This window comes from Shewanella hanedai (assembly GCF_007197645.1).
GTDB lineage: Bacteria > Pseudomonadota > Gammaproteobacteria > Enterobacterales > Shewanellaceae > Shewanella > Shewanella hanedai.
Genome location: NZ_VKGK01000003.1, coordinates 122372 through 137803, shown reverse-complemented (window position 1 = coordinate 137803; position 15432 = coordinate 122372). Strand labels below are relative to the sequence as shown.

General features: G+C 41.7%; 14 protein-coding genes. All 14 read right to left on the bottom strand.

Annotated elements, in window-relative coordinates; translation table 11 throughout:
* Positions 1-66 precede the first annotated feature (66 nt).
* The gene (gene fliE / locus FN961_RS04025; RefSeq protein WP_143563262.1) at positions 67-399 is read right to left on the bottom strand and encodes a flagellar hook-basal body complex protein FliE; all 333 of its coding nucleotides are present in this window, start codon (positions 397-399) and stop codon (positions 67-69) included.
* A gap of 290 nt (positions 400-689) precedes the next feature.
* On the bottom strand, positions 690-2048 hold the full coding sequence (locus tag FN961_RS04020; protein ID WP_143563261.1) for a sigma-54-dependent transcriptional regulator: 1359 nt from the start codon (positions 2046-2048) through the stop codon (positions 690-692).
* On the bottom strand, positions 2035-3150 hold the full coding sequence (locus FN961_RS04015; protein ID WP_143563260.1) for a sensor histidine kinase: 1116 nt from the start codon (positions 3148-3150) through the stop codon (positions 2035-2037). Before FN961_RS04015 ends, FN961_RS04020 begins: the two co-directional genes overlap by 14 nt.
* A gap of 222 nt (positions 3151-3372) precedes the next feature.
* Positions 3373-4806 (bottom strand): sigma-54 dependent transcriptional regulator, encoded by a 1434-nt coding sequence (locus FN961_RS04010; RefSeq protein ID WP_143563259.1) that lies wholly within the window; start codon positions 4804-4806, stop codon positions 3373-3375.
* Positions 4807-5330: 524 nt separating this feature from the next.
* A complete protein-coding gene (gene fliS, locus FN961_RS04005) occupies positions 5331-5741 on the bottom strand; it encodes a flagellar export chaperone FliS (protein ID WP_143563258.1) in 411 nt (136 codons plus the stop codon).
* Between the two features lie 10 nt (positions 5742-5751).
* Complete coding sequence (locus FN961_RS04000) at positions 5752-6078, bottom strand: hypothetical protein (protein ID WP_143563257.1); 327 nt, start codon at positions 6076-6078, stop codon at positions 5752-5754.
* 24 nt (positions 6079-6102) lie between these two features.
* The gene (gene fliD, locus FN961_RS03995) at positions 6103-7473 is read right to left on the bottom strand and encodes a flagellar filament capping protein FliD (protein WP_143563256.1); all 1371 of its coding nucleotides are present in this window, start codon (positions 7471-7473) and stop codon (positions 6103-6105) included.
* 39 nt (positions 7474-7512) lie between these two features.
* Positions 7513-7902, bottom strand: coding sequence for a flagellar protein FlaG (locus FN961_RS03990; protein WP_143563255.1), 390 nt, complete (start codon positions 7900-7902; stop codon positions 7513-7515).
* A gap of 109 nt (positions 7903-8011) precedes the next feature.
* Positions 8012-8830: a flagellin N-terminal helical domain-containing protein gene (locus tag FN961_RS03985; RefSeq protein ID WP_143563254.1), complete on the bottom strand. Its 819-nt coding sequence runs from the start codon at positions 8828-8830 to the stop codon at positions 8012-8014.
* 235 nt (positions 8831-9065) lie between these two features.
* On the bottom strand, positions 9066-9887 hold the full coding sequence (locus tag FN961_RS03980) for a flagellin N-terminal helical domain-containing protein (RefSeq protein WP_143563253.1): 822 nt from the start codon (positions 9885-9887) through the stop codon (positions 9066-9068).
* A gap of 78 nt (positions 9888-9965) precedes the next feature.
* Positions 9966-11156, bottom strand: coding sequence for a flagellar hook-associated protein FlgL (flgL, locus tag FN961_RS03975; RefSeq protein ID WP_143563252.1), 1191 nt, complete (start codon positions 11154-11156; stop codon positions 9966-9968).
* A gap of 11 nt (positions 11157-11167) precedes the next feature.
* A complete protein-coding gene (gene flgK / locus FN961_RS03970; protein ID WP_143563251.1) occupies positions 11168-13087 on the bottom strand; it encodes a flagellar hook-associated protein FlgK in 1920 nt (639 codons plus the stop codon).
* 43 nt (positions 13088-13130) lie between these two features.
* Positions 13131-14138, bottom strand: coding sequence for a flagellar assembly peptidoglycan hydrolase FlgJ (flgJ, locus tag FN961_RS03965; protein ID WP_143563250.1), 1008 nt, complete (start codon positions 14136-14138; stop codon positions 13131-13133).
* 193 nt (positions 14139-14331) lie between these two features.
* Positions 14332-15423, bottom strand: a complete 1092-nt coding sequence (locus FN961_RS03960) for a flagellar basal body P-ring protein FlgI (RefSeq protein WP_143563249.1) — start codon at positions 15421-15423, stop codon at positions 14332-14334.
* Between the last annotated feature and the right edge of the window lie 9 nt (positions 15424-15432).

Sequence of the window (15432 nt, the reverse complement as noted above, 5' to 3'; positions counted from 1 at the left end):
TCTATTATTTATTACGTGGCTAAAATACCAGCTAAAAATGTAATAAAATCGAAATATTACAATGTATTATACAGGCATACTCATAATTTCTTTATACGCTTCGACGAGTTTATTTCTGACTTGAACAGTCGCCTCAAACGCAACACTGGCTTTTTCGCGCGCAATAACCGTATCTGACAGTGAAACGCGAGTATCCCCCATCTCAAGACGAGTCGACAGATCACCGGAGTTTGCCTGCAATTCACCAACATGACTGACAGCTTGAGATAACATCTCGCCAAAATCACTCCCTGAAGTACTTCTTACTTGCTGTGATATTTGGGGAGTGATGCTACCAGTAGGAATTTCGCCACTAAGTGACTTCATCTCTTGCAGTAAAGAATTAGCGCTGATTTGCATAGTTTTCTCCCAAATAGTCGACTAACAGTTAAAGTATTGACAGATAGTTGACGAAAATGATTCTTAATAAAGACTATGCAATTTGTTGGCCAATATATTAAAACGAAACAAGCACCGAATAGAGTAGACATCGATAAACTCTATTAATCGACGTAAATAAGTGAAGTGTTGAGGCGTTTATATAACAAAAGTAAAGACGGACGCTTTACTTAATAAGATGCAGGGGGTGGCGTTAAAAAAGCGAACAATGTTGAGTAACATCGTTCGCTTAACGAGCAATTATCTGATGATTAAGCGGGAAGCTGTATTCCTGCATCTCTCATTTTTGCCATTTTGTATCTGAGTGTTCTAGCGCTTATCCCAAGTTTCTCAGCAACTAATTTTCGACTTCCCTGACATTGAGTCAAGGTCTCCAGAATAATGACATGCTCCTGTGCTTTTAACTCGTCACCTAAGGCTTCCAACTCAACTGAACCTTCTGAGTTGTTAACTTTCTGCGCATTATCCTGCGTGAACATCACTTCATCAGCATCTAGGATAATGTCAGTGGACGTAATACTATTTCCACTTAACAAGATCAGCGCTCGTTGGATGACATTATCTAATTCCCTGACATTGCCTGGCCATCGATGAGTCAACAAACGACGAGCAGCACTCTCTTCCAATACAGGAACTTCAGCTAATCCAGATTTTGTCGCATGCCTTAATAACAAATGCCTAGCCAATGGTAAAATATCAGCAGGTCTTTGATTTAATGCTGGCCAAATTAGCGGAAAAACATTAATTCGGTAATACAGATCTTCTCTAAACTCACCTGAAGCCGCTAGTGACTTGAGGTCTCGGTTTGAAGTTGCCAATACTCTGACATCAAGCTTTATGTTTTTACGGCCGCCAATACGTTCCACTTCTCTCTCTTGTAAAACACGTAGCAATTTAGCTTGAAGCCCTAACTCCATCTCTGAAATTTCATCAAGCAACAAAGTGCCACCTTGAGCCTGTTCGAATTTCCCAGGACAGGCTTGGTAAGCGCCTGTAAAGGCTCCTTTCTCATATCCAAACAAGGTAGCTTCAAGCATGTTTTCCGGTATAGCCGCACAGTTGATAGCCACGAATGGCTGTTCAGCCCGAGAACTATTTTGATGAATAAAGCGAGCAAGCACCTCTTTACCCGAACCACTAGGTCCCATAATCATCACAGAAGCATCGGATGCGGCAACCTTTTGTGCAAGTGATAAAAGCGCTAGACTTTTTTCATCAGCAACCACTGGTTGCTCCAAACATGATTTAGGTTTCAAATATCGAGAGACTTGATTTAATAACACTTCAGGTGAAAATGGTTTTGCTAAATAATCGACTGCGCCAAGCTTAATTGCGTTCACTGCATTATCAATTGTCGCATAAGCTGTCATCAATAACATCGGGACTTGCGAATGATGCTGTTGAAGATAGTGAAGTAACCCTAAGCCGCCAACCCCTTCCATCTGCACATCGCTTATCACCATATCAAATGACTCATTCTTGAGTTTAACGATAGCATCTTCTGCACAGGCCGCTTCGACGCACTCATAGTGTGCCATCAGCAAAGTATCTAAAAGAGCTTCTCGAAGTGAATGGTCATCTTCAACCAATAATAGTTTACCTTCTGACATACTCAGCTCCTTCATCTTCTAGTGTATACGGCTGATCTTTGTGCTCTGAATCATCTTGCAAAATCTTGGGGAAATTCAATGATGCCGTACAGCCTTTCTGTTCTTCACATCTAAGTTGCAACTTACCACTGTGATTCGCAACAACTGACTGAACAACCGCTAAACCGAGTCCAGTGCCTTGTGCTTTAGTGGTGAAAAAAGGCTCTAGTACCTTCTGCTGCGTTGCTTTGTCTAGCCCTTTGCCGTTATCAATAATATCAAGGTGTAAACATGTACTTGTTTCATATCCACTTATTTTAACCGCTGTCGATCCCGCTTCGATACTGTTGATAACTAAGTTATTAATTGCGGAGCTCAATGCACTTGAGTTAGCTAAAAACTTGCTTTTGGTTGAATCGATAAATTCAAGTTGACAAGAATACTGCTCAGCAATCGGTTCACAGTTAGCGAGAACCCTACTCATTACAGTTGAAATATGTTCAGGCTTATCTTGATCTTGTTGCCTACCTTTGGCCATCAGTAGCATGTCATTGACTTGATGTTCAAGCTCATTAAGTCTATCCACTAACTTCTTTTGAAATCGGCTTCTGGAGCTCTCAGCTAATTTCGGGCTGCCTAAGTTTGATGCATACAATAAAGCTGCAGTTAGCGGTGTGCGTACTTGATGTGCCAAGGTTGCGACCATCTTTCCTAAAGCAGAAAGACGCTGGAGGTGTGATAAGTTTTTTTGTAATAAGCGGGTTTCTGTCAGATCTGTTAATACGATCAACTGGCCACTTTCTGGCGTAAGGGGGGTAATTGCAATTTTTACTCTTCGTCCATTGCGTAGTGACACCTCATGTCCATCATCGTCTTGAGGAGAAAATGCACGATTAATGACTTGGATCCACTTTAACCCTTCTAAGGGTAAACCTAACAACTTAATCGCTACAGGATTAGCATCTGTCACTACCCCATCACCATTAATGATCACGACACCAGACGGCATAGCTTGCAAAATATGCTCCATCCGATTAGACATGTTTGCGGCAGGCGCCGCTTCCATCCATTTCGTGTTATGTAGAGACATTGTATCATTTAGTATATGAGGACTTACGGACATATTCACTCCGTCAAAAAATTGCTACTAACCAGATAATGCAGATTTTATGCCAGAATAAACCACTGAAAATAAAGAGGATAATTGACAAGACAATATTAGACGTTTAAAAACATCTTTTCATTCATATATTCAATAATAAAATACTATAAAAAAACCCTTACAAGCAAGGATATCATCACTGCTTGTAAGGGTTTATTTTGCGAGGAAAAGTCAAAGTTTGAGCTACTCTTTCCCCATCCCGTATTTACGCATTTTTTCGACAAGTGTGGTACGTCTAATGCCTAGCATTTCAGCGGCTCTGGCGACCACATTATCTTGCTGTTCCAAAGCCTGCCTAATCATATCGATTTCAAGCTCAGCTAACAGATCTTTCAAATTAACTCCTTCAGGAGGGAGCTCGCTTGGAAAACGTGTTTCAGGTATATCGATAGGCTCTTCATTACTGAAGATTGAAGCAAGAGCATCACGTTCTTGCTCCTCTTCACTCACCTCTACACAATACTCAGGCACATCAATGTGACGGTATTTCATTGGCAGATCATTAACATCAACTAAACCGCCAGGATAAAGAATCGTCAAGCGTTCAACCAAATTCGATAGTTCACGAACATTACCCGACCAAGCGTGTTCTTTTAATGATTCTATTGCCCTTTGAGTAAAGCGAACTTTTCCTCGTCCTTCGTTGTAAACCCGACTAACGAGTTCTTGTAGGAGAAGAGGTATGTCATCTTTGCGCTCACATAATGCAGGCATCTCAATGGGGAAGACATTTAATCGGTAATAGAGATCTTCTCTAAAGTCCCCGTCTACAATCATAGATTCAAGATGACGATGAGTCGCAGCGACTACCCGAACATCGGTGGAAATAGACTTACTTCCACCAACACGCTCAAAAACACGCTCTTGTAGCACACGCAATAGCTTAACTTGCATCTGCAGCGGCATATCGCCTATCTCATCTAAGAAAAGCGTTCCTTTTTCAGCTAATTCAAAGCGTCCTTTACGTGCACTTATTGCCCCCGTAAAAGAGCCTTTCTCGTGACCAAAAAGCTCACTTTCAAGCAGTTCAGGAGGAATGGCGCCACAATTTACAGGAATAAAAGGGCCATCGCGGCGCTCTGATATATAGTGAATATTTCGAGCCACCACTTCTTTGCCAGTTCCTGATTGACCAAGAACAAGAACCGTCGCGTCAGAAGGAGCGACTTGGTTTATCAGATGACGAACCTGAGCAATTCCATCACTTCTTCCAACCAGACTTCTAAACAACTTGGTCTGATTAACGCTCGTGGGAATATCCGGTCGCTTAGCCTGACCAAAAACCTGACAAAAATGCAATAACTCCGTCAGTTGAGGATAATTAAGTGGTTCTTCAATATGGCCAAGTATATTTGACGCAACTGCGCCGTCCATATCCCCAAGCAATAAAATGGGTTGCCAAGGTGAGTTCACCGCAAGAGATTGAAGTAACTCTTTAGACTGAATATCGGAGGAGATGATAAGAGCTCTAAATCGAGTATTCTGAACTCGCAATTCGAATTTATCGAACGCGACTAACTCAACTTGTTCACCCAAAAATTCAAATACACACGATAAGCGATTCATTCGCTCAGACTGGTTACCAACAAGTAGAATTCGTAGATCTGTTTGCATCATTCAAAAAGCCGTAAAGCGCTCGTTATTATTCGCATTAATTATAAGTGTTTGTTGCTTTAAAAAGCGGGGTAGTGTAACTCAATATAAATTGAACAAGATAACTACCATGAGGAATAGTGTATTATCAGCAAGCTATTAGCAAGTACCTGATGCATTTTATGCTCACTAAATTGATTTTAGCAGAACTATTTGAGTTTTTCTGAAATTAGTAAACGAATTACGCATTAATTGTCAATTTATTGACTGGAGCCAATAAAGCCCGAATCAATCACCTTATGATGATATGCAGTCAAGCTAATTGAAAAGTCAGGATAAAACGAAGATTTCATGTACATTAAGGCAAGGTAATTAACCATCATTTAGTGACAAATCATGCACACCATCCATGGTGATCACGTTGATGATGAATAGTGTTTGTTCCCTTTTAAAAATCAAGAACGTAGAATAAAACACATTAAAACTCATCGTAAAAAGCTTTGACTCATATTTTAAAACGAATATGTTTAAGTCGCTCCAAAATAGGATTAGATAGCTTCAGTATGCGAAGCCATATGATGCATTTCAGGTGGAATGGCATCCCAACCCTCTTTTATTGTTTTTAAAATGCTGCTGACATCATCAATAGCTTGTACATCATTATTCATATTTGCTTCTGAGATCCGTCGCAACATAAAATCATAGAGATCAGAAAGGTTACCGGCAATGTCACCTCCAGCATCCATATCAAGGCTATTATTTAAACCGGTGATGAGACCTACGGCTTTGCCTATATAAATTCCTTTGTTAGCTATATCATTGTTGTCAATGGCATAACGACTTTGTGCAAGACGCTGTAAAGCACCTTCAAACATCATCTGTATTATTCTGTGCGGTGAAGCGATTGAGATTTCACTCTCAACAGATACTTTACGATATGATTGCAGTGACTTTCTCATAAATTCCTACCTATTTAGCATCGATTGATTTGTAAACATTAATTTGACGTTTACTTTTACTACTCAGATGCATCAACTCTTGTCTATGTCGCATAATCACTTTAGCTTGCTGCTCAAAATCATGAGTCAACGCTAATTGTTTTTGCCACATCGCTTTATCTTCGAGCTTAATTGTTACAAGTAGCTCATCAAGCAAAAGTTGACGCTTACCAACCAAATCTAGCAAGTTTGATACCAACTCATCAGTTTCTTCATTTTCAGCAGGCTCTTTATCCAAAATGATTAACAGCTCAGTGAGAGATTGGTTCAGCGCTTCCAACTCAATAAAACTTTGCAAGTCCTACTCCAAAAATAAAATACGTTAACCTTGTGATTTAACCACTCCAGGAAGAGAGTTAAGCCCATTGATGATACCACCAGCTTGTTGGTTTAGCTGACCGACAACGAGATCCATGGCATTAAACTGCTTGAAAAGTCTAGCTTGCAGCTGTTCCATTTTTAATGAAAACGCTTCTCGTTGATCCTCTAACCTTTGCTTATCACTGGTATAAGCATTATTTCTTGAATCGATGAGCCCACCAGACTTAACATAACCTTCAACAAGGTCATCTAGCTTTACGGCAATCCCGCTTGTTTCAGTTGAAAATAAGCCTTCAATGCTACCAATATTCTCATCAATCACTTTATCAAGTTTGGTACTGTCTACAGAAAGTTTTCCGTATCGATCCGCCGTGATCCCTATATCGTACAGCGCAACAGTTTCACCATCAACACTCACACGGGAGCTGATAAGATTACGTGTTTGAGACTCAATCGAGCGGATCATTGAATCCCCTTGAAGTGCTGCAGCAGTCTCTTTCTCAGCATCATAAGCACTTAGCTTATCGATGGATTCCATAAGACTATTGTAAGCATCAACAAAGCCATTAATATTTTCTTTAATCCCCTCTTTATCCAACTCGATTTTAACGGTACTGACTGTATTCACGTCTTGATCGGTAAGCGCGAGGGTAACACCTGTTATAGCGCCTTTAACCTCATTTGTTTGAGAAGTTAATTTCTGACCATCAACATAAACAATGGAGGGCTTTGCAGCTTGAAGCTCGGTTAGGTTTGCACCACCAAACATGTCATTAAGCCCAGTTCCTGAAGTATCATTGGCCACTAATGATATTTGACTATCAGTCCCTTCGACATCGGAGCTGAGAACCAATCGACTTCCGGCATCACTGGTAATAATCGTTGCCGTCACGCCAACATTATCAGTCGCATCATTGATACTTTTGGCGATGTTCTCAAGCGAGTCACCTGCACCAACCGCCACAGAGAAGCTATTACCATTAACAGTTAAATCTAAGCTACCTTCACCAACAGGGCTTGTCGAATCAGCAACATTGATACCAGCAACTTTATGCGCTGTCGCTAGTTGTTCTACCTTGATGTTATAACTACCAGTCTGTGCTGTTTTGTCGGCAGTTGCAGTCAAAAATTTGCTATCACCAGTCGAGACCGTTTTCTGATTGATATTATTGCCATCTTTGAGCTTTTCTAGCGCATCCTGAAAGGTCGATAAAGCACTTTTCAATGTGCCTATACCAGACACTTTGGCATCAATCGTCTTTTCGGTTTTATTGAAAATAGCTTCTTTCGGGAGCTTTTCAGCATCAACTAAAACACCGACAATAGTGTTAATATCAAGCCCTGAACCTATTCCCGTCGCTGTTAATGCCATAAAAACCTCATAAAACTATTTAATGTTAAAATTGACTATTTACGCTTCAGTCTTCATCAGAAGTCCTGTTACTTCAGACAACTTCTCTGCTAACTTTAGCGCTTCTTCATTTGGTATTTGCCTAATGATATCACCAGACTCAACATCCATGACACTGACAATATTCTTACCAGAACCCTCATCGATCTTAAAGGCTAAACCTTTACGCATTACCGACATCATATCGGAAAGATCTTCAACAAGTCGTTGCATATCAGCTTGACTGTTTTTTGACTGAGTTTCAGTTTCCTTTTCTGTCGCCTCTACCGCTTGAATCGTCGCGCGGCGCTCCAATTCTGTACTCTCTGCTGCAGTCGATTTAACTGGCGCAGTGGCCACTTCTATTTTAGCCGTTGCAGTGCTGGATGAGTTTGCAAAATTGATATCCATAACTGTCCTCTCCTATCACCAAATTACTTTATCGTCCTAAAAAGAACAAAGGGAGATCCGTAACCGAACCTCCCTTTCAACTATTTCATCAACTAATCTTAAGTTAATATTATAGTAGTGATAGAGCAACTTGAGGTAATTGGTTAGCCTGGGCTAGCATTGCTGAGCCGGTTTGTTGCAATACCTGATTCTTGGTCATTGCAGACGTCTCTTTTGCGAAATCCACATCCACAATACGACTCTTAGCATCGGCAACGTTTGCCTGAGTGTTTGCACTGTTACTGATGTTGTGTGATAAACGGTTTTGAATCGCACCTAAATCACCACGTTGGGTATCAATAGTCTTAATCGCTTTATCAATAGCACCTAACGCTGAAGCTCGGTTAGCAGAAGTCGCTAGAACAAGTGCACCAACTGACAATGATGTTTTATCCGTTTTCTTAACGGTAACTTTAATATCTTCACCATCTTGATGACCAACCTGGAAGTTTTTACCAGCAGAAAAGTCACCTGTCATTAGCTTAGTATTACCAAAAGCGGTGTTAGAACCAATTTCGTTGATTTCATCAACAAGCTGATCCATTTCTGCTTTCAATGCTGCGATATCATCAGTACTGTTTGCACCGTTTTCAGCCTGGACAGTCAAGTCACGCATACGCTGTAGCATGTTTGTCTGTTCTTGCATCGCACCTTCAGCGATTTGAGCAATTGAAATTGCATCATTTGCATTACGCATACCGACTTCGAGGCCACGAACTTGACTATTAAGACGGTTTGAAATCGCTAGACCTGCCGCATCATCTTTTGCGCTGTTAATACGTAAGCCGCTTGATAAACGCTCCATAGAGGTAGCTAGGTTGCCACTAGAACTATTTAGGTTTTTCTGAGCTTTCAGTGATGTGACGTTCGTATTTACTGTAATAGCCATAATTTGTTTCCTCTTTATACCTGGCTTGAAACTTTGCCTGTCTTCTTAGCCAGGCGGAGCATTTGGGTTACAGTATATTTAACGGCAGAGGATTTTTTATCTTTAATTTTTTTTTATAAAAAAGTAAAAATAAAAAAAATCACAACAAATGAACAGAAAAAGAACTTATAAAACAATAGATAACTAAAAGCGACCCCATACTTACATATGCGAGTCGCTTTATGGTATTCCCACGTTACCCTAGAAGAGAAAGGGCTACCTGTGGGAGTTGGTTCGCCTGAGCAAGCATCGCTGAACCGGTTTGTTGTAGTACCTGGTTTTTCGTCATCGTCGCTGTTTCTTTAGCGAAATCGACATCTACGATACGGCTTTTTGCATCCGCCACGTTAGCTTGCGTGTTAGCACTGTTACTGATGTTATGTGCTAAACGATTCTGCACCGCACCAAGATCAGCTCGTTGAGTATCGATGGTTTTAATGGCTTTATCGATGGCTGCTAATGACGATGCACGGTTTGCTGATGTTGCATTGTTCAGTGCAGCAACGGAAAGTGTGGTCTTATCTGTCTTCTTAACGGTAATTTTGACATCTTCACCATCTTGATGACCAACCTGGAAGTTTTTACCCGCAGAAAACCCACCTTGCATCAGCTTTGTATTACCAAAAGCGGTACTGGTACCGATATTATCAATTTCTGTTGCCAATTGATCCATTTCAGCCTTCAGTGCTACCAAATCATCTGTACTGTTTGCACCGTTTTCAGACTGAATAGTCAAATCACGCATACGCTGAAGCATATTAGTCTGCTCTTGCATCGCACCTTCCGCGATCTGAGCAATAGAAATGGCATCGTTAGCGTTTCGCATGCCTACTTCAAGGCCACGGACCTGACTATTAAGACGGTTAGAAATCGCGAGACCTGCCGCATCATCTTTTGCGCTGTTAATCTTCAAACCACTGGATAAGCGTTCCATTGAAGTCGCAAGATTACCACTCGATGTATTCAGGTTTTTCTGCGCTTTCAATGATGTCACATTCGTATTAACTGTAATAGCCATTTTGACTTCCTCTTTTAGTACAAGGCCAAGATTGCACCTTGGCTAAATTAAATTGATTTATTGGTTCAATATTGAGGTCTATATATAATCAAACAATGAAACAGACCCTACTTTGCTAAACACACTTGAAACCGCATTTAATGCCAACTGCTGTTTCTCAAACTCCGTAATTGCCGATGCGTAATCAAGATCTTCCAACATTGAAAGAGTCGAACTATTCACTACCTTCTCCTCCACATGTTGAGTGCTGTAACTTTCTAAGCTTTTTAGGCTGTTTCCTGTTTCACTTCGAGCAATGCTTATTTGATTGACACCACTATCGATATTATTCAATATCTGTGCCAACTCAGAAACACCTTGTGGAGTATTCACTTTATTTGGATCTTCTATCAACGCAATTGCTTGATTGATGGTATCAAGAATGCTCACTTCTGATTGAGGCGCTATCGAGAAACTGTCACCAGCTTCAGGTAAGCCATCAAGCTTGACCTCCATACCATTGAAGGACACTGGGTTAGCGGGATCGAAACCAACTTCTGTCGTCACTAAAGCAGAGCTTGAATCTCTTACTTCCAAGTTAGCCCCAACCATAGTGAAGGTATAAGTGTCTTCGACATACGTTGCTGGGTTAGTGATTTTGGCGCTATCTACTGAAAAATCACCCACTTGACTCGCCAGATAATTGGCACTGTAATCACCTAAACCACTAGGCGCATTCATAAAAGCTTTATCACCGGCAATATTTGTCTCAACCACCACCCCAGAGGCAATAATGGAATCACGTGCTCCGCTGTCGCCGCTGTAAACAATATTTCCTGCATTATCAAAGGCAAATGGTTGTTTGCCTGTTTCATTACCGCCAAAGATATAATTACCTGATTCATCTTTGGTGTTAGCAACGGCAAGCAGTTCCTCTAAAGTGCCACGTAACTCATCGGCAATCATTTGCCGCTCCGAGCTAGACAATCCACCATTGATTGCACGGATCACTTGCTCTCTTGTTGAAGCCACTAGCGTTTCAGCTGTACCCAGTTTACTTTCACTCAAACCAAGGCGGTTTTTGGCATAATCTATATTCTTCATAAACTGGTCGACTAATGCGTTCTGTTGATTCAGATTATCGATCCCCACAGCAGCGACAGGATCATCTCCCGCCGTATTGACCCTTTTACCACTCGAAAGCTGATCTAAAATCTTGCTGGTCGACGTTTGCTTATCTAAAACGCTATTAATGCTTTGATTAAACATTTGCGAAGTTGAAATTCTCATATTCACCTCCCCTATCGAACTGAATTAAATAAGGTATCGAAAATTTCTGAAGCCGTGGTCATGATTCTTGCTGACGCTTGATAGGCTTGCTGAAATCGAATTAAGTTTCCGGCTTCTTCATCAAGATTGACCCCTGACTCGCTCTGAACCCGGTTATAAGCTTGAGAATAAACCGCTTCAGCAGAACCCACTGCAACTGCAGCAGATTTAGCTTTACTGCCGACAACCAATTTAGTCTCTTCATATACATCCGATAATGTAGATCCACCACTGTTCATTAATTTCGCCTCACTCAGTTTTGCCATAGACACAACATTGCTGTTATCTCCTTGAGCGAAAGCAAAATCAAATGTGAAACTCTCTGTTGACGTAGCAGTTGTATCAACATCAAAGCTAAAACCATTACTGGTAATTGTCGGTGGGGTATAAGGAGCTGCAGCACTCACTAAAGTGCCAGATGCATCAAATACGGTAAAAGTGTTGGCCACAGGATCAATCTGATACGTCAGCTCTGAACCTGTTAGTGGAAGATTGGCATTATTTCTATCAATACTAACAATCTCAATTTGGGTATTTCCAGAATTTGACGTGTCCGCAGTCACTTTAGGACCGGCGGCGGCAACCCCTTTAGGATCGGTCATCTCAACCTTAATCCCAGCTGCTGCACCCGCAGAGGGGCGAACTTCAAACTTATCGCCATCAGCAAAACTGCCTGAATCGATGTGAATAGTAAAACCATCCCCACCACTAAGTTCATCTCCTGCGCCATTTAACGTTAGGGGGGTTACAGCACCAGTGGAAGTATCCTTAAGTTCATAAGTTGCTGGGGCGGTAAAAGTAAGATCGTAGCTTGCCCCCGTTAACGCACCTGTATCATCAATATTAACCCTAAGGTTTGCGTTACCAGTATTGTTACTTAAGCCACCAACACGGCCAACAGACATGCTAGGGTCATTAATATCGGTAAAAATGTTTTGACCAAGTGCGCCATTGAGATCGAACCCTTGAGACTGAGCCTGATTGAATGCGTCAGCAACACCTAAGGTCAGCTGGCCAACCTCAAGTTGAGCCTGCACTAACGTGTCATCACGAAACTCGAACAAAGCACCAAGTTGTCCACCCATCTGTTTTGGATCAATGACCATCGTTGCCGACCCAGCAGAACTCGTTACTCTTAATTCTCCAGGGTACGGATCGCCTGCGGTTGTCCCGATTGACATAGACACTTCACCGGAAACCAACATCACAGCACCACCTAACATGACACTTTTCGCTCCCGTCTCTAATGGGATAACATTAACTTGCGAATACTGGCTCAACTCCTGAATCAAGGCATCTTGTTTATCCAGCAGGCTCATATCCTCGCCTTGGGACTTCATCAACTCTTGATTGATATGACCTAACTCTTTACCTATCTCATTAATTCGATCTGTTATGCCTGAGATCTGATCATTTGTTTGCTTCATTTGCCCATCTAAATGGGATTGCATCTGATTCAAGCTGCTGGCCAGCTGACTTGCTGAACCTAGCACGCTCCCTCTAATCCCGAGATCATCAGGCAGATCAGCTAAGCTATTTAATCCTGCAAAGAGATCGTTAAGGCCCTGGGGCACTGACTTACCAATTTGTGAAAACAGTTGATCAAGTTCATTTAACTTAACCTGAGAGGTTTGCGCTTCACTTACACTGGTTTGCCCTATTCTCAATTCTCTAGCAGCGTAATCGTTATAGATACGTTTGACGTCAGAGATATACGTTCCAGTACCAAGAAAATTACCTCCGAGCCGTTGATTACCTAAACTGGATTGTTCTGCGACTTGTCGGTGATAACCCTGAGTATTAGCGTTAGCAATATTATTACTCGTCACCCCGAGTTGTGATTGAGCAGACAATACACCGGTCCGAGCAATATTAAGAAGATCTATAGCCATTAGTTGGCCCCCCTAAGCTGCTGGATATTGATAAACTGAATGTTCATTTCTCTCCCCCAGGTAATCCCGCTTGAACAACTGACGAGAGCGACTTCATTACCTTAATCACCTTATTGGCGTATTGTGGATCGGTTGCATACCCAGCATCTTGTAACGCCTTAATAAATTCATTTGGATTAGCCGCTTTCTTGATCGCCTCTTGGTAACGAGGACCATCAGAGATAAAACGAACAAAGTCATCAAAACTCTGTTTGATATCATCGTAAACTCGGAAATCAGCTCTTTGCTGAACCGCTACTCCTTGTTCGAACTCTAATGTTTTAACCGCAGCTTTATTTCCTTCCCAGCGATTATCAGCCTTAATGTTAAATAGGTTATTACTAGAATCACCACTGGCTCGTTTCACCATCTTCTGACCCCAACCCGTTTCCAATGCAGATTGAGCAATCAATACTTCAGCTTGAGTACCTAATGCAGCAGCTGCTTTCTGGGCATGGGGATAAAGTTGAGCCACAAAATCATTGCGATCATTAAACGTGATATTTGAATAGGACACCTCTGACGGCAATTGCTTGCCTGATAAGACAGCCTGTAATGGATCACTTGCCGCTTTTTGAAGGTCCGTAGATTCAGAAGCTGGTTGATTATCACTCTTTGCAACACGATTCATTACCATCGTTTGCTCAATACCGCCTCCAAGATTGGCATCATTGCGCAATACAGATGAAGGGGTCACATTGCTGGTCTCAGGAGAAAGTTGCTGTACCATCAAATCTGCCAGTCCTAACATGCCTTTATCTGAGAGATTCACTGACATCTGTTGATCATGCATCTGTTCGTAAAACTTGGTGTACTGACTGTTCATTGGGCTGTCAGACTCAAAAGCAGCATTAGCATCGCGCATACTTTTCATTAGCATCTGTACAAAAATACCTTCGAACTGTTGTGCTACTTCTTTCAAAGCTCCCTTATCATCTTTCTGGGCTTTCGATCTAAGGGAATCCAGACCTCCAAGGTCCAAAAAGTGAGAAGAATTTGACAGCTTTTCCATAATATATTCCAACAATTGCGACAATAAACAGACGTTGTTAACTACACAATGCAAAGGACATACCAGTTATCTAAGAAAACATTCACCTTTAATGCTCTCGAAATGCTTCTAGCAGATAAACAAAGGGCTTAGTCGATAAACTAAGCCCTTTACTTGAATATAATAATTCTGATGGTGCTAGCTATTGTTGGCCTTAGATAATAATAAGTTCACCGTGTAAAGCCCCAGCCATTTTTAATGCTTCGAGAATGGCAAGTACATCAGAGGGCGCAGCACCAACTAAATTTACCGCTCTAACCAACTCATCGAGTGTCGTACCAGGGTTAAACAAGAACATACGACTGTCCTCTTCCGCCACATCTATCGTACTGTTGGCGGTCACAACTGTTTGGCCTGCAGCAAGAGGGTTAGGTTGCGATACCTGAGTTGCCTCAGCTATCGTAACTGTCAACCCTCCATGTGTGACAGCAGCGGGGAGTAGACGAACATTACTGCCAACAACAATGGTGCCAGTACGTGAATTTACAATCACCTTTGCTGATTCAGACGCAGGCTCTACTTGAATATTTTCAAGAGTGGCAAGAAATGAAACACGTTGAGAAACATCCCTTGGTGCACTTACCTGAACAGATGCAGCATCAAGGGGTCTTGCCATTCCTGGACCAAGCAGCTCATTAATCGCATCAGCAAGTCGCTTAGCGGTTGAAAAATCCGCTCGGCGCAAATTAAACGTCAAATGGTCACCGGTTGAAAAAGGGGTAATAACCGTCCTTTCCACAATTCCGCCATTTGGAATACGACCCACTGTTGGCGTATTTTGAATGACTTTCGAACCATCTAAGCCTTCTGCACTAAAACCACTAACAACCATACTGCCTTGTGCTATTGCATAAACATTACCATCAACGCCCTTCAGAAAAGTCTGCAGTAGTGTTCCGCCTCGTAGACTCTTGGCTTCACCTAAGCTTGAAACTGTAACGTCAAGAGTTTGACCCGGCTTGATAAATGCGGGCATTTCGGCGTGTACAGCCACAACAGCAACGTTTTTAATTTTTGGTCGCGAGTTATCCGGCAAATTAATGCCAAAGTTTTTCAGCATGGTTTTAAAGGTTTGTTCAGTATAAGTCGTCTTCTCACCCGTTCCTGGTAAACCTACCACTAGGCCGTATCCAATCAATTGGTTACTTCTCACGCCTTGAACATTGGCAATGTCTTTAATCCTTTGAGCTTGACAAAGACCTGAAACTGACAACAAAACCAATATCGTAAATAGTTTAAGTTTCATCTTATACCT